This window comes from Shewanella sp. MF08487, assembly GCF_050848685.1.
In the GTDB taxonomy this organism is placed as follows: Bacteria; Pseudomonadota; Gammaproteobacteria; order Enterobacterales; family Shewanellaceae; genus Shewanella; species Shewanella glacialipiscicola.
This window is the reverse complement of record NZ_JBOZPB010000039.1, coordinates 1-19949: the sequence shown is the minus strand read 5'-3', so window position 1 is coordinate 19949 and position 19949 is coordinate 1. Positions and strand designations below refer to the sequence as shown.

Annotated in this window: 16 protein-coding genes, 1 tRNA gene and 2 pseudogenes; 6 read left to right on the top strand and 13 right to left on the bottom strand. The window is 44.7% G+C overall.

The window, feature by feature from the left end; translation table 11 throughout:
* The 3 genes from ACRN9H_RS18905 to ACRN9H_RS18895 form a co-directional block, all read right to left on the bottom strand.
* On the bottom strand, positions 1 to 915 hold a 915-nt coding region (locus ACRN9H_RS18905; protein WP_432315762.1), incomplete at its 3' end, for a leucine-rich repeat domain-containing protein.
* Positions 916 to 975: 60 nt separating this feature from the next.
* A complete protein-coding gene (locus tag ACRN9H_RS18900) occupies positions 976 to 1482 on the bottom strand; it encodes a hypothetical protein (RefSeq protein WP_432315761.1) in 507 nt (168 codons plus the stop codon).
* A gap of 189 nt (positions 1483 to 1671) precedes the next feature.
* A complete protein-coding gene (locus tag ACRN9H_RS18895; protein ID WP_432315759.1) occupies positions 1672 to 2703 on the bottom strand; it encodes a hypothetical protein in 1032 nt (343 codons plus the stop codon).
* A gap of 478 nt (positions 2704 to 3181) precedes the next feature.
* Between ACRN9H_RS18895 and ACRN9H_RS18890 the strand changes: the two are divergent.
* Positions 3182 to 5167 (top strand): annotated as a pseudogene (locus ACRN9H_RS18890) (Tn3-like element Tn3 family transposase); the annotation flags it as partial.
* Positions 5168 to 5197: 30 nt separating this feature from the next.
* Positions 5198 to 5602 (top strand): annotated as a pseudogene (gene katB / locus ACRN9H_RS18885) (catalase KatB); the annotation flags it as partial.
* A gap of 149 nt (positions 5603 to 5751) precedes the next feature.
* On the opposite strand, the gene norW reads toward katB, so the two are convergent.
* Positions 5752 to 6918: an NADH:flavorubredoxin reductase NorW gene (norW, locus tag ACRN9H_RS18880; RefSeq protein ID WP_226060099.1), complete on the bottom strand. Its 1167-nt coding sequence runs from the start codon at positions 6916 to 6918 to the stop codon at positions 5752 to 5754.
* Positions 6911 to 8419, bottom strand: coding sequence for an anaerobic nitric oxide reductase flavorubredoxin (norV, locus tag ACRN9H_RS18875; protein WP_115406196.1), 1509 nt, complete (start codon positions 8417 to 8419; stop codon positions 6911 to 6913). The genes norW and norV overlap by 8 nt, the downstream gene beginning before the upstream one ends.
* Positions 8420 to 8600: 181 nt before the next feature.
* Between norV and norR the strand changes: the two genes are divergently transcribed.
* A complete protein-coding gene (gene norR / locus ACRN9H_RS18870) occupies positions 8601 to 10250 on the top strand; it encodes a nitric oxide reductase transcriptional regulator NorR (protein ID WP_226060100.1) in 1650 nt (549 codons plus the stop codon).
* Positions 10251 to 10297: 47 nt separating this feature from the next.
* Here norR and ACRN9H_RS18865 read toward each other — a convergent pair whose 3' ends face one another.
* The 5 genes from ACRN9H_RS18865 to ACRN9H_RS18845 form a co-directional block, all read right to left on the bottom strand.
* The gene (locus ACRN9H_RS18865; protein WP_226060101.1) at positions 10298 to 10852 is read right to left on the bottom strand and encodes a TMEM165/GDT1 family protein; all 555 of its coding nucleotides are present in this window, start codon (positions 10850 to 10852) and stop codon (positions 10298 to 10300) included.
* Between the two features lie 395 nt (positions 10853 to 11247).
* Positions 11248 to 12432, bottom strand: a complete 1185-nt coding sequence (locus tag ACRN9H_RS18860; RefSeq protein WP_263190326.1) for an NAD(P)/FAD-dependent oxidoreductase — start codon at positions 12430 to 12432, stop codon at positions 11248 to 11250.
* A gap of 321 nt (positions 12433 to 12753) precedes the next feature.
* Positions 12754 to 13770 carry an NAD(P)H-dependent glycerol-3-phosphate dehydrogenase gene (gpsA, locus tag ACRN9H_RS18855; RefSeq protein WP_220773783.1) on the bottom strand — a complete coding sequence of 339 codons (1017 nt, stop codon included), beginning with the start codon at positions 13768 to 13770 and terminating at the stop codon, positions 12754 to 12756.
* 4 nt (positions 13771 to 13774) lie between these two features.
* Positions 13775 to 14260, bottom strand: coding sequence for a protein-export chaperone SecB (gene secB / locus ACRN9H_RS18850; RefSeq protein WP_220773782.1), 486 nt, complete (start codon positions 14258 to 14260; stop codon positions 13775 to 13777).
* A 292-nt stretch (positions 14261 to 14552) separates the two neighbouring features.
* Entirely contained in the window at positions 14553 to 14987 is a 435-nt protein-coding gene (locus ACRN9H_RS18845) for a rhodanese-like domain-containing protein (RefSeq protein WP_220773789.1), read from the bottom strand.
* A 266-nt stretch (positions 14988 to 15253) separates the two neighbouring features.
* Here ACRN9H_RS18845 and gpmM point away from each other — a divergent pair, with 266 nt between their 5' ends.
* The 3 genes from gpmM (at position 15254) to ACRN9H_RS18830 (ending at position 18948) form a co-directional block, all read left to right on the top strand.
* A complete protein-coding gene (gene gpmM / locus ACRN9H_RS18840) occupies positions 15254 to 16798 on the top strand; it encodes a 2,3-bisphosphoglycerate-independent phosphoglycerate mutase (protein WP_263190323.1) in 1545 nt (514 codons plus the stop codon).
* Between the two features lie 10 nt (positions 16799 to 16808).
* Positions 16809 to 17942, top strand: a complete 1134-nt coding sequence (locus tag ACRN9H_RS18835) for a murein hydrolase activator EnvC family protein (protein ID WP_220773780.1) — start codon at positions 16809 to 16811, stop codon at positions 17940 to 17942.
* 250 nt (positions 17943 to 18192) lie between these two features.
* On the top strand, positions 18193 to 18948 hold the full coding sequence (locus tag ACRN9H_RS18830) for a divergent polysaccharide deacetylase family protein (RefSeq protein WP_432315755.1): 756 nt from the start codon (positions 18193 to 18195) through the stop codon (positions 18946 to 18948).
* On the opposite strand, the gene ACRN9H_RS18825 is transcribed toward ACRN9H_RS18830, so the two are convergent.
* The 3 genes from ACRN9H_RS18825 to ACRN9H_RS18815 all read right to left on the bottom strand — a co-directional run bounded on the left by ACRN9H_RS18825 (position 18923) and on the right by ACRN9H_RS18815 (position 19946).
* Positions 18923 to 19378: an Rrf2 family transcriptional regulator gene (locus ACRN9H_RS18825; RefSeq protein WP_432315753.1), complete on the bottom strand. Its 456-nt coding sequence runs from the start codon at positions 19376 to 19378 to the stop codon at positions 18923 to 18925. The genes ACRN9H_RS18830 and ACRN9H_RS18825 overlap by 26 nt on opposite strands.
* Before the next feature lie 22 nt (positions 19379 to 19400).
* Positions 19401 to 19655, bottom strand: a complete 255-nt coding sequence (locus tag ACRN9H_RS18820) for a YkgJ family cysteine cluster protein (RefSeq protein ID WP_432315752.1) — start codon at positions 19653 to 19655, stop codon at positions 19401 to 19403.
* Positions 19656 to 19869: 214 nt separating this feature from the next.
* A tRNA-Asp gene (locus tag ACRN9H_RS18815) sits at positions 19870 to 19946 on the bottom strand.
* Positions 19947 to 19949 lie beyond the last annotated feature (3 nt).

The following is a 19949-nucleotide window of genomic DNA, read 5'->3' as shown; positions in this document are numbered from 1 at the left end:
GAGTTCAGTGAGCTGATTGTGGGATAGATCAAGCTGCGTCAATTGCGTAAGCTGTCCAATTTCCGCGGGGAGTTTAGTGAGCTGATTGTGGGATAGATCAAGCTGCGTCAATTGCGTAAGCTGTCCAGTTTCCGCGGGGAGTTCAGTGAGCTGATTGAGGGATAGATTAAGCTGGGTCAATTGCGTAAATTTTCCAATTTCCTTAGGGAAATTAATTATTTGATTACATCTAAGGTTTAGTTGTTTCAGTTGCACCAGTAGCCCAATTTCTTCAGGCAACTTTGCGATTTGGTTGTAGCTAAGATCAAGCTCGGACAATTGTACAAGTTGTCCTATTTCGGCTGGTAGATAGGTGAGTCGGAGGTTATGACTAAGGTCGAGTTTGGTTAATTGCTCTAAGTGTCCGATTTCCGCTGGAAGTTCAATGAGTTGATTGCAGCTAAGGTCTAGTTGTATCAGTAGCGCCAATAGCCTAATTTCCTCAGGCAACGTTGTAATTTGGTTGTTGCTCAAATCAAGCTCAGTCAATTGTTTTAGTTGCCCAATTTCTACAGGCAGTTCTGTGAGTTTGGTAAAAAATGGCTCATCATAATCATCGTCAATTACTTTGCCATATGGAATATATAACTTAGACAGGGTTTTAAGCTTTTCCCTGTTTCTTGGTAGTCCATAATACATATCAGTGCCACCACAATTATGCCCCCAAAAAAGATCTGGTAGATAATTTTTGTCTGCCCACGCATAAAGGCGGTCGATCCAACTTTCATCTTCAGATTTTACTATAGTTTTCAGAGCTTGGGCCTGTGGTAGTGATAGTCTTTCTGTTGGGGTTGTTTTCGGCGAATTACAGGGTTGCTCTACTGATGTTGAAATAGAAATGGATTTTATTGGTTTAGGAAGGTTTTTATCGCTCATGATAATTCACTCTACTAAGTAGCTGTTCCTAAATATGATCACGGAACGGGGCATAAATATTTAACGTACAGGTTTGGGTTTAGCATTTGCACAGCTTGTTACCCTACTGGTAGGTATAGACCTGCCGTATAAGTCAGGCTCATCAAAAACAATCGCGTGCTTTGACTCAAGACCATCATCTTCGCCTTGAAGATACGTACGAATGTCATTCAAGAGTAATCGGACGTCTTTAGCGCCATCTTTATTTGCTAACGAATTCGACAAATCTTCAGCTAAGTCTTTGGGGAGCCAGATGTATGCCTGAAAGGAAAGCTTATTTAAAAGGTTATAATCAAGAAAACCTTCTTTTCTTATCCACTCAGCTAGAAGCTCGGAGACAATTTCGCCTTTGAGCCTGATTTCCTTTTGGCTTTCGAGTTCAAGTATCTTTAAGTCATATTCATGTTTTATCGACGCCTTTATTCGCTCCAAAAGCCACTTCCGACAGAAAAATGCGATCCCACCAACAACAGCGACAGTTGAAACAGACCCGATTATGCTTGATAAAAATGGGGAGAATTCTTCCACTATGCTTCCTTGTGTTTTGGTTAGGCCTAATCTCTATAGACACTCTGTAGCATTACCAAAATTTGGTCAAGATTGGTATGTCAGTGCGAGCCTAACGTCACACTGATAGCACAAATTGGGGGCCGCGAACTACCTGATTCGGGGTTGGCTCAACTAAGGGGAAAATACTTCTGAATTGTATGCTTTAGTTTATTGCTTTAGCAGATTAGCTACTTGCCTGTGCATTAAGACAATTCCATTGCGTTGGTGTGTGATTTTCCTAGTCGTTTTATCAACAAAAACTTGTGTTATACCGGGAATTTCAAACATGGTTGGATCTAATGCTTCAACTGCGTAAGGGTTGTGAAAGACCATTAAACCATCTTGAATACGCTCTGTGTATAGTGTGTTTGGAGTTGACATTTGGATTGGTGAAGAGTTATTTGGGTCGTACCAAGCAGTACTAACATAGCGCTCTATATCAGTGTTTTTTGACATTGCCTCAACCTTCCCCCAAGTAGCAGTTGTACTGAAGATAATGGCACTAATCTCTTGAAACTCTGCCGTTTCGAAAATACCAAGCTGAATTTTAGACCCATTAGCTTTTTCAACATATCCTAAGCTAATTCCTGGAGGCCCATTAGGGAATGCAGCAGGATTATTGTTATAAGCGTCCTCATCAACATAGTAGTCATACAACAAAGCCATCATCGGTGTTTCATATTGAAGGTTAAAATTAGGTTGTTCGAAGGGAGCGATTGCCAGCACAAATGGTTTGTTTTCAACGTGAATTTTTTGCTTATAGCTGCTTTGATATTTCGCCCTTTTAGAGGTCACAGCATTAGCTAGACGTATTATCGACTCAACATTCATTGAACGAAAACTGTCTGGTAAAGGTGAAAATATGTCTTTCTCCCATTCAGGTTTTTTTCCTTGGGTATTTGACGCAATCGTAGCTTCGACAATTACGTCTTTACCATCAATTGTCAAAGCAAAGTCTGGTGCAGGTTGTGACCAATCAAAACTTGCTCCAATGTTTTTGAACAACCTATATAAATAGATTTCCCAGAACGTAGAATTAAAAGTCGTTTGAAACTCATCTATTAACTTTCCGTCTCGATCAGGAAAACCCGAGAACCAACTCTCAAACTCATCACGATCCGCTTGTTGCACATGCCTCAGCACTTCCAAATAGTTCGCATGAAGCTTTTCTTGCTCAAATTTTGGTGTAAATAAACCCACTTATATCTCCTGAAAGTCAACGCATCGCTATACAGTGAGTAAACGCGCACCGAACTCGCTTCGTTACAGACATGACTGATGTTAACTTGCCTCTTTAGATACATTACTAATATTACAAAAAGTAAGTCAAATGATGCTTTGGTAAAGAAGGTGTACAATCAGTCGAAACATATAAGGGGGCAATACCTTTTTAGCTGAACGATCAGCGAAAGGGTTAGTGAGGATTGGCATTGTTGCACCAGTGACCGTTGGCGACATGGATGTCGCCGTCGAGCCTATATGGATATATTCACGGCGTGTCACTGGGGAAATAATGACAATCAGTGCAGCACACCTGACGACAAAGTTATCTTGCTTTGGGGCAAAAATGTGCTAACTCTTAATCCGCACATTCACCAAAAGAGCCAAAAAATATCAAACTATTATATAAATGATCAAACATTATTAAGAATTATCAAACTATTATATAAACGCACAGCTGAAAGAAGAAACACCGGACGAATCGATTCGTGCTGAGGTGTTCAGCTACATCCCCAGGCAAAAGCTGGCTGAAATCATCACGCTTGTCCGTGAAATTGCCCGGCCCTCAGACGATAATTTTCATGAAGAAATGGTGGAGCAGTACGGGCGCGTTCGTCGTTTCCTGCCCCATCTGCTGAATACCGTTAAATTTTCATCCGCACCTGCCGGGGTTACCACTCTGAATGCCTGTGACTACCTCAGCCGGGAGTTCAGCTCACGGCGGCAGTTTTTTGACGACGCACCAACGGAAATTATCAGTCGGTCATGGAAACGGCTGGTGATTAACAAGGAAAAACATATCACCCGCAGGGGATACACGCTCTGCTTTCTCAGTAAACTGCAGGATAGTCTGAGGCGGAGGGATGTCTACGTTACCGGCAGTAACCGGTGGGGAGATCCCCGAGCAAGATTACTACAGGGTGCTGACTGGCAGGCAAACCGGATTAAGGTTTATCGTTCTCTGGGACACCCGACAGACCCGCAGGAAGCAATAAAATCTCTGGGTCATCAGCTTGATAGTCGTTACAGACAGGTTGCTGCACGTCTTGGCGAAAATGAGGCTGTCGAACTCGATGTTTCTGGCCCGAAGCCCCGGTTGACAATTTCTCCCCTCGCCAGTCTTGATGAGCCGGACAGTCTGAAACGACTGAGCAAAATGATCAGTGATCTGCTCCCTCCGGTGGATTTAACGGAGTTGCTGCTCGAAATTAACGCCCATACCGGATTTGCTGATGAGTTTTTCCATGCTAGTGAAGCCAGTGCCAGAGTTGATGATCTGCCCGTCAGCATCAGCGCCGTGCTGATGGCTGAAGCCTGCAATATCGGTCTGGAACCACTGATCAGATCAAATGTTCCTGCACTGACCCGACACCGGCTGAACTGGACAAAAGCGAACTATCTGCGGGCTGAAACTATCACCAGCGCTAATGCCAGACTGGTTGATTTTCAGGCAACGCTGCCACTGGCACAGATATGGGGTGGCGGAGAAGTGGCATCTGCAGATGGAATGCGCTTTGTTACGCCAGTCAGAACAATCAATGCCGGACCGAACCGCAAATACTTTGGTAATAACAGAGGGATCACCTGGTACAACTTTGTGTCCGATCAGTATTCCGGCTTTCATGGCATCGTTATACCGGGGACGCTGAGGGACTCTATCTTTGTGCTGGAAGGCCTTCTGGAACAGGAGACCGGGCTGAATCCAACCGAAATTATGACCGATACAGCAGGTACCAGCGAACTTGTCTTTGGCCTTTTCTGGCTGCTGGGATACCAGTTTTCTCCACGCCTGGCTGATGCCGGTGCTTCGGTTTTCTGGCGAATGGACCATGATGCCAACTATGGCGTGCTGAATGATATTGCCAGAGGGCAATCAGATCCCCGAAAAATAGTCCTTCAGTGGGACGAAATGATCCGGACCGCTGGCTCCCTGAAACTGGGCAAAGTACAGGCTTCAGTGCTGGTCCGTTCATTGCTGAAAAGTGAACGTCCTTCCGGACTGACTCAGGCAATCATTGAAGTGGGGCGCATCAACAAAACGCTGTATCTGCTTAATTATATTGATGATGAAGATTACCGCCGGCGCATTCTGACCCAGCTTAATCGGGGAGAAAGCCGCCATGCCGTTGCCAGAGCCATCTGTCACGGTCAAAAAGGTGAGATAAGAAAACGATATACCGACGGTCAGGAAGATCAACTGGGCGCACTGGGGCTGGTCACTAACGCCGTCGTGTTATGGAACACTATGTATATGCAGGCAGCCCTGGATCATCTCCGGGCGCAAGGTGAAACACTGAATGATGAAGATATCGCACGCCTCTCCCCGCTTTGCCACGGACATATCAATATGCTCGGCCATTATTCCTTCACGCTGGCTGAACTGGTGACCAAAGGACATCTGAGACCATTAAAAGAGGCGTCAGAGGTAGAAAACGTTGCTTAACGTGAGTTTTCGTTCCACTGAGCGTCAGACCCCGTAAACTGCCCACACGCAGCTAAGGCAAATCATCATCAACGTGGCGGTGCTATGGCAGGTACACAATGCCCGTTTAGCCACAGTCAAACCGGTGGTGATGCTAGTCCCAACTATGGCCCAAACAGCAGCCCATCGGCCTTAGTGGAACCGGTTAACTTTACTGAGCCACCACTTCGATTAGAAGGTGAGGCTGCGCGTTATAGTCGTTATAACCAAGACGATTATACTCAGGCGGGTAATTTGTATCGCATCTTTAGTGAAGATGAGAAAGCACGTTTAGTAGCGACTATTTCAGGTTCACTGTGTCAGGCGAGTTTAGATGTGCAGCAACGCATGGTAGGGCATTTCACCCAAGCCGATGCTGATTACGGCCAACGTATAAAGCAAGCGTTAGGTTTATAGAGTATTAGTCATACTTATATAATGGCTTAAATGAAAAAACCGAGGTGATAATCACTCTCGGTTTTTTACCTTTAAATAGCGTTCATTCAATGATTAATAGGCAAGTAACGTCTAAATCAATGTCAAATTAGGTAATGCCAACGCCATCATTAAGCTGCAGCGAGCACAGTATTAGGGCTATTGAGTTGCTTTAATAATCCAAAAGCTTGTTTCATTTTATCTTCTGTTACGATAAATCCGAGTAATATTTCATCTGCATCTAATGCTTTAATACAGGTGCCTTGGGCATCAATATCGACTCGCCAGCGGTGAACGTTACTAACCGTAATACCGCCTAATTGCATCGGTAATAAGGGGGTTTTAACTTTAACGAGCATCGCAGGGAAATTCACCGCAGTGGCTTGATTTAACAAGGTGCTTGCCAGTGCGTTGGCACTCAGTAATGCTGGTTGCAAATAGGCCATGCTTTGACCATTGATGTGAGCACAGTCTCCTAGTGCATAAATATCGCTATCACTTGTTTGTAAGTACTCATTAACTATGATGCCTTTATTGACCTCAAGACCCGCATTTTGCGCAAGTTGGCTGTTAGGTATTAGGCCAGCTGCGCAGATCACCGCATCACAAGTAAAGTGCAGGTCGTTATCGAGACTTACAGCAATACTGCTATCTTGGTGTTGCAGTTGACTTACCCGAGTTTGTAATTGCACGGTTACCCCTTGCTTGGCTAACACCGCAGCAAGTTTTTGGCTTAGCATTTCAGGCAATAAGTTTGCCATTAGGCTTGCCTGCGGGTCGACTAAAAAGACCTGTTTACCCGCAGTCGCTAGATCCATTGCTAACTCAACTCCGACTAACCCCGCGCCGATAACGAGTACTTTTGCTGCACTACGTATATTGGCTTGGCAGGCTTGATACTCGCTTAAGCTGTTAAATGTATGAATAGCATTAATGGCATCGCCACTCATTTTAGGAATAAAAGGCCGTGCGCCTGTAGCGAGCACTAACTTCTCATAGGCGACTTCGCGGCCCTGAGTGCAAAAGACCACTTTGCGATCTTTGTCTATGTGAGTGACCTCACTGTGATTGAGCAAATCAATTTGTTGTTCTTTAGCAAACTCTGCGGCTGTTAATTTAATCAGATCTGCCGCCATTTGCTGGCGACTAAATACATGGCTTAAATCTGGTTTATGGTATTCATCACCTGAGTCAGCGGTAATTAAGGTAATAGCCTGCTCAGTGTTTAATCGGCGTAGCGTTTTCACTAATTGATACGCCGCAAAACCACTACCAATAATGACGATAGGTCTAGGCATGGTTCACCTCACTTTTCTTTACCGCAAAGACGCTTTTACCAAGGCCACATTCAGGGCAGAGGAAGTCATCAGCCACTTGTGCCCAAGGTGTACCAGCCGCGACATCTTGATTGGGCTCACCGTCTTTAGGATCGTAAACCCATTGGCAAACAGTACAAATCATAGATTGTGCATCATCCACTACAAGGCTTGCATTTTTTGCTGGCGCTGGCGTAATGGCAGGTGCTGCGTTTTGATTAACGGCTTGACTAGGTTTAGACATAACCTGATTGATAATCGAACGACTATTTGCGCTGTCGAGTGGGCGCAATGCCCATTCTTTGGCAATACGTTGTCCGTGTTGACGGCATTCTTGCATCGCGTCACGATCAGGGCGCCATTTAACTTTTAAGCCGACAGAGGTTTCAAATCCAGCATCCATTAAACGGGTATGAATTCTATCGACAGCGCCACCATTCCAGCCATAACTACCGAAAGCTGCGGCTTTTTTATTACGAAAGCGTAAGCCAGTGATTTCTTCTAACATAGCGGCAATTTTAGGCATCATCACGTTATTCATAGTGGATGAGCCCACCAAAATACCTTTAGATCTAAATGCTTGTGCTAGGATTTCATTTTTGTCATGGCGGGCAACGTTATATACTTTTACTGCAACATTTGGGTCAACATCATGAATACCTTGGGCAATGCCATCTGCCATCATGCGGGTGTTGTTTGACATAGAATCGTAGAAAATAGTGATGCGGTCTTCTTGATAAGCATCAGCCCAAGCCAAATACTGATGAATAATTTGCGCAGGATTGTCGCGCCACACAATACCGTGGGCTGTCGCAATCATATCTACTGGTAAATTAAAGCTTAATACTTCGTGAATTTTAGCGGTTACTAGGCTGCTAAATGGCGTTAAAATATTGGCATAGTAACGTAGACATTGTTCCATCAATTCATTTTGGTCGACTTCATCGTTGAAAAGACGCTCATCACAATAATGTTGACCAAAGGCATCATTACTAAACAAAACCGCATCCTCAGTCAGATACGTCATCATGCTATCAGGCCAATGCAGCATTGGCGCTTCAATAAAAATCAGTTGCTTACCATTACCAACATCGAGACTGTCGCCAGTTTTAACAGTAATGAAATTCCATTCTGGATGGTGATGGTGACCTACGATAGAGTCGACAGCATTTTCAGTGCAATAAATCGGTGTATTAGGGATTTTGGCCATGAGAGCCGTTAGCGCGCCGGAGTGATCTTCTTCGGCATGATTCATCACAATATAATCGATATCGTTTAAATCAATTTCAGCTTCAAGGTTTTGTAAGAATTGCTGACTAAAGCGATGATCAACCGTATCAATTAGCACGGTTTTTTCTTCGCGGATCAGATAACTGTTATAGCTCGTGCCTTTGGTGATTTTATATTCAGTACCATGAAAATCTTGAACTTCCCAATCGCGTTGACCAACCCAGTGGATATTGTTTTTTACATGAATTGTCATAAATACACCTATTAGATAAGAAAGATACGTTAGAGGATCAGTATGTTATAGCCGCGGCTTAACTCTCTGCTTCCCTTAAGATTGCACTTCTTATGCCAAATCCGTAACTAATTGAAATATATCCATTATATATTTAAATGCAAATGTCAGTGTCATTATGACCATTGATCGCGGTATCATAATGACAGTATTTATTGTCATTATGATACCGCGAGTCTTTAATATGTATGTTCAAGCCGATCTCACCCAATTAGCATTAGATTTAACGATTGGTCTTTCAGCCGAGGATAGATTCGAGCGCTTGCTCGCTGTTGTAAGGCGCCGGGTTAATTGTGACGCAGCAGCCTTACTGGTTTTTAAGGATCAGCAATTTATTCCGTTGGCGATTGATGGCCTATTTACTGAGGTGTTAGGGCGGCGGTTTAAGATTAGTGAACACCCAAGATTAGAGGCCATTGCTCGTGCGGGTGATGTTGTACGTTTCCCTTCTGATAGCCAACTACCTGACCCATATGATGGATTAATCCCTAATCATAGCGATAACTTACAGGTGCATGCGTGTATTGGCTTACCGTTAATCGCCCATGATCGCTTGATTGGTGCATTAACTATCGACGGTTTTAATCCACAGCAGTTTGATAGTTTTAGTGATAGCGAACTGCGAGTGATCAGTGCACTTGCCGCGGCCAGCTTAAATACGGCTTTGTTAATGCAAAAGCTAGAATCCCAAGTCGTGGAGGTATCAAGCGGCACTGAAGTGTTAAATCGTCTTGCTAGTCAGCAGGAGATTATTGGGCAATCGACTGAGATCCAATCGTTAAAACAACAGATTAGCGCGGTAGCCAATACTGATTTATCGGTTTTAATCACAGGTGAAACTGGAGTAGGTAAAGAGCTAGTCGCAGCGGCGATACATAATCAATCGACGCGAGCCGATAAGCCCCTTATTTACTTAAACTGTGCAGCACTGCCTGAGTCCGTTGCCGAAAGTGAACTCTTCGGTCATGTCAAAGGCGCGTTTACTGGCGCCATTAGCCACAGACAAGGCAAGTTTGAATTAGCCAATAATGGCACTTTATTTTTAGATGAAATTGGCGAATTACCCCTAAGCTTACAAGCTAAACTATTGAGAGTTTTACAATTTGGTGAATTACAACGGGTGGGGAGTGATAAGAGTCTAAAAGTAAATACTCGGATTATTGCGGCGACTAACCGTATTTTACATCAAGAGGCAACAGAGGGCCGCTTTCGTTTCGATCTCTATCATCGTTTAAGTGTGTTCCCGATTAATGTTCCCCCATTGAGGGAGCGTGGCCGAGATATCGTGTTATTAACCGGTTTTTTTCTGGAGCGCTGTAGGGCAAAGCTAGGGCTTACGCATATTAGCATCACGCCATCAGCGCAGCAGTTATTAGAACAATATGCGTGGCCGGGTAATGTGCGCGAATTAGAACATGCAATACACAGGGCGGCGGTGTTAGCAAAAGCCGAACTAAAAACGGCGTATATCAGCTTAAGTGATAAACATTTCCAGTTTGATCCTGTGGTCATTCAACCCCAAGCCAATGTGAGCAATGAGCCAACGGCGCGAGTCGAGCCTGTGGTAAAAACCATTGAAGCCCCGTCTGTAATAGCGGCCGAACTTCGCGAATCGTCATTATTAGATACCACAATACTAGGGCTTAGGGCCTCAACAGAGGCCTATCAGCGTCAACTTATCCGCCAAGTTTTAGCAGCGAATCAACAAAATTGGGCGGTGTGCGCCAGAATATTGCAAGTCGATACGGGTAATTTGCATCGACTCGCGAAACGGTTAGGTCTGAAAGCATAAAATTAAATGCAGAGGTTTTATCTCCATTTAATCGCATTATGCTGTTCTTAGACAAACAAGGTTGCCACTCCCAATAAGGCAAATAGTACCGCGCAGCCACGGTGTATCCATTGCATGGGTAATTTATCGGCGCTGAAATGCCCCGCAATCACTACCGGTACATTAGCAAGCAACATGCCTAAGGTCGTGCCTGCAACCACCATAGTTAATGAATCGTATTTTGCGGCTAACACTACCGTTGCTATTTGCGTTTTATCGCCCATTTCGGCGATAAAAAATAGGATAAAGGTGGCTAAAAAGGGGCCCATTTTATAGAAACGGCTCTCTTCTGCATCGACTTTATCTGGGATTAACACCCAAAGGGCAATTGCGAAGAACGACGCGGCAACTAAATAACGAGTAAGATCTGGGCTGACCCAGTTAATCGCCCACTGGCCAATCCAAGCGGCGGCAAAATGGTTGAATAACGTCGATAGAAAAATACCAAGAATAATGGCAGTTTTGTTTTTAAATCTTGCGGCGAGAATCAGTGCAAGTAATTGAGTTTTATCACCAATTTCGGCGATGGCAACCGTAAAGGTTGAGGCAAGTAGGGCTTCCAAGTGTGATCCTTTAGGGGTGGTTAAGACATAAGCACAATAAACTGTCCACCCCTAGGTGCAGTCATTGTGCTCAGGTCTTGCTGGGCAAATCGATGATTTGCTATGAACACCATGGCGTGTGGCCAAGTATGTTGATGTTCACCCTAGATGACGATGGCTCGAAATCCAGTTAGCTACTCCCCCGAAGCGACTTACCAATCCAATTAAAATTTCACTCTCACCGCATAACTATTATTAACGTCACATGAGTTATATTTGGGTAAATTGCGACTGATTGAAATCGCAAATTTGTTAGACGAAACCAATAATGGGGCAAAAGTGATTTAGCTAGAATATTGGCTTTAATGAGTTCAAACAGTAAGGGTTTTAAACTCATCACCCTTGCAAGTTAGGGACTAAACCGCTTGTCCTGCAGCGACGCCAGACGACCAAGCAAATTGAAAATTAAACCCGCCTAACCAACCACTTACATCAATTACTTCACCGATAAAGTAGAGTCCTGCGACTTTGCTGGCTTCCATGGTTTTGGATGACAGCTCATTACTATCAATACCACCCAAAGTCACTTCGGCGGTGCGGTAGCCTTCGGTGCCGTTCATCAATAATGTCCAGCGGTGTATATCATCGACCAATTTTGCGCGCTCGGCGTGCACTAACTGGTTTAAGGCTTTGTTTAGCAAGGATTCATCGAATAGCACTTCAACCAAACGTTTAGGTAACCACTGGCTGAGCGTATTACGCAGGCTTTGCTTAGGGTGCGTGGCAAATTGTTGCTCAAGCAATTGCGCCAAATCCATATTCGGCAATAGATCGATTTCTATGGTTTCGCCCGCTTTCCAATAATTAGATATCTGCAAAATTGCAGGGCCAGATAAGCCGCGGTGAGTGAATAGCAGCGCTTCGCTAAATGCAGTGCCATCTTTGGCGGTAATACGGCTCGGTACGGCGATGCCCGACAAAGGCTCGAAGCGAATTTTATCTTCGCTGTGCCATGTAAAAGGCACCAGACCCGCGTGAGTTGGCAATACTTTGAGGCCAAATTGCTCTGCCAGTTGATAACCGTAAGGCGTGGCGCCGAGTTTAGGCATGGATAAGCCACCCGTGGCGATAACCAATGAGTCACAGCTCAGTTCGCCGTTAGAAGTGTTGAGCTCAAAGCGCCCTGCCTCGGTCTTTTTAACGGCCAGAATATCGGTGCGCAGCTTAATGGTCACGCCCGCCCATTCGCACTCGGTCAATAGCATAGTGACTATCTCTTTGGCCGAGTCATTGCAAAACAGTTGGCCGTGATCGCGTTCGTGGTATTCAATGCCGTGGCGCTCGACCAGTTCAATAAACTGCTGCGACGGATAACGCGCGAGTGCCGACTTAACAAAGTGGGGATTACCACAGAGGAAGTTAGCGGGCTCGACTTTAAGGTTGGTGAAGTTACAACGCCCGCCGCCGCTGATGAGGATTTTACGCCCGGCTTGCTTGGCATTGTCGAGTACGAGTACATCACGGCCTCGGTAACCCGCGGTCGCTGCACACATTAATCCCGCGGCGCCGGCTCCAATAATAATGACATCATGATGTTTCACGCTCTTACTCCACACAGATAAATTGATTGGTATTGGCTGCCAACGGGCAGTTTGTACGGCAACTTGAACAACAGTTGGAACGATAAACCTTAAATCCAAGTTCGCACGATAAGCCTAAGCGCACGAGCAACTAACAAAGCAAGATAGTGGTAAAACGCTAAGCAAAAACTCCCTATTTGCCCTTTAACCCTCATGGATGAAGGAAGTATCACCTAATGCCGGCAATATCAGAAGCTAACATTAAAGGCTATGCGAACAGGCACAAAAAAGGGCGCTATTTTAGCACCCTTTCCTTTATTCAGCATCATCACGGCTCGCGGTTTATTGCGGCGGCGTTTCTGATTTTTTCTCTCTGCTGAGCAATTCTTTAGCAGCATCGACGGGCGATTTACCTTGGTACAAGACTTGGTAAATTTGCTCAGTGATTGGCATTTCAACCCCAAGACGTTTCGCAAGCGTAAACACTTCTTTGGTATTGCGATAACCTTCAACCACTTGGCCGATTTCAGCCTGCGCTGTTATCACATCGCTGCCTTTACCTAAAGCTAAACCGAAACGACGGTTACGGGATTGGTTGTCGGTACAGGTCAACACTAAGTCGCCTAATCCCGCCATTCCCATAAAGGTGGCCGAATTGGCCCCTAAGGCTTCGCCTAAACGCGTCAATTCGACTAAACCACGGGTAATCAGGGCTGTTCTGGCATTGGCACCAAAGCCGATACCGTCGGACATGCCCGCACCAATCGCAATTACGTTCTTTACTGCGCCACCCAGTTGGATGCCGGTAAAGTCGTCGTTGGCGTAAACCCGCAAATGTTTTGGACTATGTAATAGTTCAATTAATTCATGGGTAAACTTAGGGCAAGTGCCTGCAACTGCAATAGCAGTGGGTAATCCCATGGCCAATTCTTTCGCAAATGTTGGCCCAGATAACACCGCAAGCGGATATTGCTCACCTAAGACATCACGGGCCACATCTTGCAACAAACGTCCGGTTTCAGGCTCAAGCCCTTTCGTCGCCCATACAATGCGCGCATCGCTACGGAGCAAAGGTTGAGCTTGCTTTAGCACAGTGCCAAACACATGGCTTGGCACTACCACTAACACGTTGTTACTGGCAGCTAAGGCGGTCGCTAAATCGGCTTCAATTTGTAGACAGTCAGGAAATGCAATGTCTGGCAAAAATGCTTGGTTACACCTGTCTTGCGCCAGCGTTTGCATGTGGACAGGATTATGTCCCCATAACAAGGTCTTATGACCATTGCTAGCCAAAGAAATGGCAAGGGCGGTGCCATAAGAGCCCGCCCCTAGTACCGTGATATCGGCAGTGTTTTTCATATGATTAAGCGTTAGCTTCTTCAGTCGCTGGTGCAGTCGCAGCGGTTTGGCGTTGCTGCACATATTGAGCAAACAGCGCATCAAAGTTAACTGGTGCTAAGTTAAGTTGTGGGAAAGTACCACGACCGACTAAGCTGCCCACGGTTTCGCGAGCATATGGGAATAGGATGTTAGGGCAATATGCGCCTAATGAGTGGGCCAATTGTGGCTCAGTCAGACCTGTGATAGAGAAAATACCCGCTTGCTGTACTTCACATAGGAAAGCAGTTTCGCCTTCATTTTGTGCCGTCACAGTTAAAGACAAGATAACTTCATACACGTCATCAGCTAATTTAGTGCTGCGAGTGTCTAAATCTAACTTAACTTCTGGGTTCCATTCTTTTTGGAATACCGCAGGGCTGTTAGGCGTTTCGAAAGACACGTCTTTAGTGTAAACACGTTGGATATTGAATTGTGGGGCTTGTTGTTCGTTGTTTGCTACTTCAGCCATAATTTCCTACTTATCCTATCAATGTTGTTTCGGCTTTTCGTTGAAAGCCAATTATTATTTGAAAGCCAATTATTATTTAAACATAAATTGGCTCGTGGCTTATCTTATCCAAGACGTGTATTAGCTCTTAGTATCATGCCAATTTGTACCCAGATTCGGGTATCGATCAAACCTGCCCAACAACTTATTTAAGCCATTAGTCACTGTAGGATCAGTATGCCAAGCATTGATGATCTAATACTGCGGTATCCAAAAATAACATGCAGTTTAAATCATCATTGCCGCCGACAACTTATCTTTTGCTTTTTGAAACAGGCATATTGGCTGCCTGCCATTCACCCATACCACCTTTTAAGTTATACAGGTTTTCAAAACCTTGTTGACCTAAAAGCTGAGCGGCTTGAGACGAGGTCATGCCAGCATTGCATACTAATATAATGGGACTGGCTTTATACTTTTCAAGGGCGGATATCTGATTATTTTTAATATCAGCTAGCGTAACGTTAAGTGCATCAACAATATGGCCCTTGCGGAACTCGTCGTTCGAACGCACATCAACCACTTTTGCATCTTGTCTATTGACCATAATAGTCAATTCTTGATGGGAAATACTTTTGATTTTTGACATGCTTGATTTGATGAGACTCGCAACGAGCACAACAAATAATCCCACCCAAGCTAGACTTAACATTGAGTGAGCTTTAAAAAATTCGATATATTCTTGCATGATGATTGCCCGCATAAATGGCGAAAATTCGATAAGGGCACAGAGTATACCGATTGCCTTGGCAGATTGCAGCAGTTTAGTCACAGTTCCAGATCGTACTTTTAGCGCAATTCACTCCGTGTTTGCCACAAGTAGGCCAGCGAATCGAACGAATTAGCTATTCGATGACCTTAATCGGGGTAAAGCGCTTTTTCATCCCCCACTAACGTAGTAATATTTGACCAATTTCAGATTTCTATCGCTTCTATAAAACTTAAGGAATCACCATGACGACAGCTAAACGTCCACTCGCGTTGTTGATCCTCGATGGCTGGGGCTACCGAGAAAACACGCATAATAATGCAATTTTTCACGCAAAGACTCCTGTACTCGACCGTCTCAATGCCCAATATCCCCACAGTTTGATTTCAGGTTCTGGTTTAGATGTTGGCTTACCTGATGGTCAAATGGGTAACTCTGAAGTTGGCCACATTAACTTAGGCTCTGGCCGTGTGGTTTATCAAGAGCTCACACGCATTAGTAAAGCCATTGCAGATCATGAGTTTGAGAAAAACGCAGTCCTATGTGATGCAATAGACTCAGCTATTAAAGCCAACGGCGCCGTACACATTATGGGGTTACTTTCTGCCGGTGGCGTTCACAGCCATGAAGAGCATATCGAAGCAATGTGCCGCATGGCAGTAGCTCGCGGCGCAACTAAGGTTTATTTGCATGCTTTCCTCGATGGCCGCGATACACCACCACGCAGTGCAAAGGGCAGCTTGAGCCATTTTGATGATCTGTTTACTACATTAGGCCATGGCCGTATCGCCTCGATTATTGGTCGTTACTTTGCAATGGACAGGGATAATCGTTGGGATCGTGTGTCGCAAGCCTACGATTTAATCACCCAAGGCAAGGCAAAATTCCAATTCAACAACGCAGTTACTGCATTAGAAGCGGCCTACGAGCGTAACGAGAACGACGAATTCGTATCTTCATCAGCCATCACCGATGCCGACGGTCAAGTTACGACCTTGCAAGATGGCGATGCACTGATATTTATGAATTTCCGTGCCGACCGTGCCCGTCAAATTACCCGTAGCTTTATTAACCCCGACTTTGATGGTTTTGAGCGCTCTATCGTGCCTAAAATGCACTTTGTCACTTTGACTGAGTACGCTGGCGACATCACAGCACCTATCGCTTACCCGTCTGAAAACCTAGTGAATACCTTAGGTGAAGTGCTTGAAAAGCAAGGCTGCACTCAACTGCGCATCTCTGAAACAGAAAAATATGCCCATGTGACCTTCTTCTTCAACGGCGGTAAAGAAGAGCCATTTAAAGGTGAAGATCGCATCCTAATCAACTCACCTAAAGTCGCGACCTACGACTTACAGCCTGAGATGAGTTCAGCCGAGCTGACCGACAAGTTAGTGGCGGCGATTGAGTCAACCAAGTACGACGTGATCATCTGTAACTACCCTAATGGTGACATGGTTGGCCACACGGGTAATTTCGATGCCGCCGTTAAAGCCTGTGAAGCCGTCGATGCGTGTATTGGACGTGTGGTTGATGCACTGGCAAAAGTGGGCGGCGAATGCATTATTACCGCCGATCACGGCAACGCCGAGCAAATGACCGATGAAACTACTGGTCAGGCGCACACAGCGCACACCAGTGAATTAGTGCCATTTATCTTTGTGGGACGCGATGCAACTATCGATACCGGTGGTAAGCTAAGCGACGTTGCACCGACTATCTTGAACTTGATAGGCGAAGCCATTCCAGCAGAGATGACAGGTAAGCCCTTAATCCACATTAAAGAGTAACCGTTACCTAGTGAGCATTCGACTCCTTGTTAAAGCCAGCATTATTGCTGGCTTTATGATGTTATGTTTTTCGGCAAACGCTTCTGATTTAGCGAAGCGTCAGTCCGAGTTGAAATCAATCCAAACGCAAATAAATAAACAAAAAAGTGCGTTAAAAACTACCGATAAACAAAGAGAGAAATTACTGTCATTGCTACGAAGCGATGAAGAGGCGATTGCGTCTGCGGCTAAAAAGGTCAACAGCACTAAAAATAATTTAGCGCAGATAGACACGACACTCGCAGAGTTAAAAACACGCCAAGAAGCATTAGAAGTTCTTAAGGTTACGCAGCAGAAAACGCTATCTAAACAGTTATCTAGCGCCTACCTTGCTGGCAACCATGATTACACTAAGATGGTACTCAATCAACAAAGCCCCGCTACTATCGAGCGTATGTTGGCCTATTACCAATACCTCAACAAAGCGCGGATGAAGTCGATTAATGAATTAAAGCAAACCTTAACTGAGCTAGATGAAATCAAGGTTACACAAACGAGTAAACAACAACAGTTAACTCAGCTTGTGAGCGAGCAGCAAGTACAAGCTAAACGCCTGAGCCAAGAGCAAAATCAGCGTCAACTAACCATTAATGAGCTACAACGAACCTTAAACTCTAAGGGGGCTGAGCTTGAACAGATGCAAATTGAAGAGGCCAGCTTAAAGCGTGTCGTTGAGCAAGCGTTGCGGGCGATGAAAGATAATCCATCCATGGAAGGTTTTGGTAAACAAAGTGGCAAACTCAAATGGCCCACTAAGGGTCGTGTCAGTGCCGGCTTTGGCAGCCAACGCTCTGGTCAAGTGGTGTGGAAAGGCACCATGCTCTCTGCGCCTGAGGGACAAAATATTCGTGCAGTATCCGGTGGTAAGGTTATTTATGCTGACTGGTTACGCGGTTTTGGTTTAGTGATGGTTATCGACCATGGTAAGGGTTATATGAGCCTTTATGGCCATGCCCAAACCCTATTAAGAAAACCTGGCGACATGGTTAAAACGGGTGAGGAGATAGCTTTAGTCGGACGCTCAGGTGGGCAAAGTGAGCCAGGCTTATACTTCGAAATAAGGCACAAAGGCAAAGCCGTCGATCCAGCGAGATACTGCCGCTAGTCGGTATTACCTATCACCACAGGTGTGCGGACACTTTATCAATAGCGTTGGATTAGGCTCAGTTACGAGCCTAATCCTTTAGCTTTATAGCTAACCCCGTTAATGTAAATACCTAAGTCAATTTAAACAACGGGTTCAGGCAATAAAATTATCGCTATAATCGATACCCTATCAGCCCATGCTATCACTCAAAATCGCTTAGTTTTTAATATGAGTATTGATATAGCATCATGACTAATAAGAAGACATTGTGCGTTTATTTTATTCATTACTTCTATTAACCCTAAATACCTCTCAAAGTTATGCCGCTCAAATTGCCCTCATTATTGATGACATTGGTTATCGTCATAGTGATGAAACTGTATTAGCGTTACCGAGTACGGTGACACTCTCAGTATTACCTCACACACCACTGGGTAAACAGCTCGCCAAGACTGCCCATGAAAAAGGCCATGAAATTATGCTGCATTTACCCATGCAAGCACTGAACGGCAAAACATTAGGGCTGGGCGGATTAACCAATACTATGAGTGAGGCACAAATTCGCGACACTGTTATTGATGCAATTGACAGTGTCCCTTTCGCTAAAGGCGCGAATAATCATATGGGTAGCCTACTAACACAGCTCGACGATCCCATGTTATGGATTATGGAAACCCTTAAACAAAAACAGCTGTATTTTGTCGATAGTATGACAACACGATTCACTAAGGCGGGAGATAAAGCAGATCAATTAGGCGTTCCTTTGCTAAAACGCCAACTTTTTTTAGACAATGATACCAGTGCCAGTGCACTCGAAAAACAATTTAGCGTAATGATCAGTCAAGCACATACAGAAGGTAATCTCGTGGCGATTGCACACCCTTATCCAGAAACAATACGCTTCCTTAAAGCTAATCTACAAAGGCTAGAAATAGAAGGGATTGATCTGGTGCCAGCATCAAGCTTACTCTCTATCGATATTTCACCAGCCGGAGGGACTAATCCAACTGCAACACTGAGATAGATAAATCCGGCAACAGAGTAAGTAATTCATCACGATTACTCACAATATCCAGTAGAGTATATTGATCGAGTACATTCAAATAGGCATCAACCGCTTGGGCAAGCACACCTTTCAACTTACATGCTGGTGTGAATCGACAGTAAGGCTTACTGCAATCAATCGGCGCTAACGAGTTTTCTAACACTCGCACTAACTGACCCAGATTAATTTCAGTCGCAGGCTTACCTAAACGAAAACCACCCATCTTACCGCGAATGGTTTCGAGATAACCCAACTTCCCTAAATGATGTACTATTTTAGAGACATGGTTTGGAGATAAATCAAATACCTGCGTAATTTCAGCAATTCTAAATAAAGTAGTCCTATCAGGCTGAACAGCCAAATACATTAGGGTTCGAACGCCAAAATCGGTATAACGAGTTAACTGCATATTTCACCTGTCCGCGATAAACTTAATGAGCCGTTTGAGATTCGAGTTGGGTAATTAACCAAAGTGCCTCATCGTTCGTTTGACCACATACATCTACCGATGCATCAAAATCAATGCAAACAGTGGGGCGATCAGGTGAGCCGAAAATCAAACATAAATTGGCATCACTCAATTGTACACAACGCTCACCAGCGGCCTTACCATCTGGCATACCAGGAATTTTGCTACTGATTGAAGGTGCAATACAGCAAGCACCGCATCCGAGACGACAATTCATTTACGCTACTCATCAAAAATGTGAAGCATTATAACGCTTAATTAGCCCGAAATCTGTGGCGTGGTTCAATACTACTGAGGCTCACGGAACAAGATGGGCTGCTTATAAAGGCAATAGTATTAATATACGACATAAAAATTGGATAACTTCGTAAATTAACTATTAAAAAAAACGAAAAAAGCCTCATCTTTCGATGAGGCTTATCTCTTTATGTTGGCGGAGCGGACGGGACTCGAACCCGCGACCCCCGGCGTGACAGGCCGGTATTCTAACCAACTGAACTACCGCTCCTTT

Excerpts from the sequence above, each read along its gene's own strand:
- norW (WP_226060099.1), bottom strand. The coding sequence starts at position 6,918 with ATGCCTAGACCTATCGTCATTATTGGTAGTGGTTTTGCGGCGTATCAA.
- norV (WP_115406196.1), bottom strand. The coding sequence starts at position 8,419 with ATGACAATTCATGTAAAAAACAATATCCACTGGGTTGGTCAACGCGAT.
- secB (WP_220773782.1), bottom strand. The coding sequence starts at position 14,260 with ATGGCTGAAGTAGCAAACAACGAACAACAAGCCCCACAATTCAATATC.
- ACRN9H_RS18820 (WP_432315752.1), bottom strand. The coding sequence starts at position 19,655 with ATGAATTGTCGTCTCGGATGCGGTGCTTGCTGTATTGCACCTTCAATC.
- gpsA (WP_220773783.1), bottom strand. The coding sequence starts at position 13,770 with ATGAAAAACACTGCCGATATCACGGTACTAGGGGCGGGCTCTTATGGC.
- ACRN9H_RS18825 (WP_432315753.1), bottom strand. The coding sequence starts at position 19,378 with ATGCAGTTAACTCGTTATACCGATTTTGGCGTTCGAACCCTAATGTAT.
- ACRN9H_RS18845 (WP_220773789.1), bottom strand. The coding sequence starts at position 14,987 with ATGCAAGAATATATCGAATTTTTTAAAGCTCACTCAATGTTAAGTCTA.
- norR (WP_226060100.1), top strand. The coding sequence starts at position 8,601 with ATGACAGTATTTATTGTCATTATGATACCGCGAGTCTTTAATATGTAT.
- gpmM (WP_263190323.1), top strand. The coding sequence starts at position 15,254 with ATGACGACAGCTAAACGTCCACTCGCGTTGTTGATCCTCGATGGCTGG.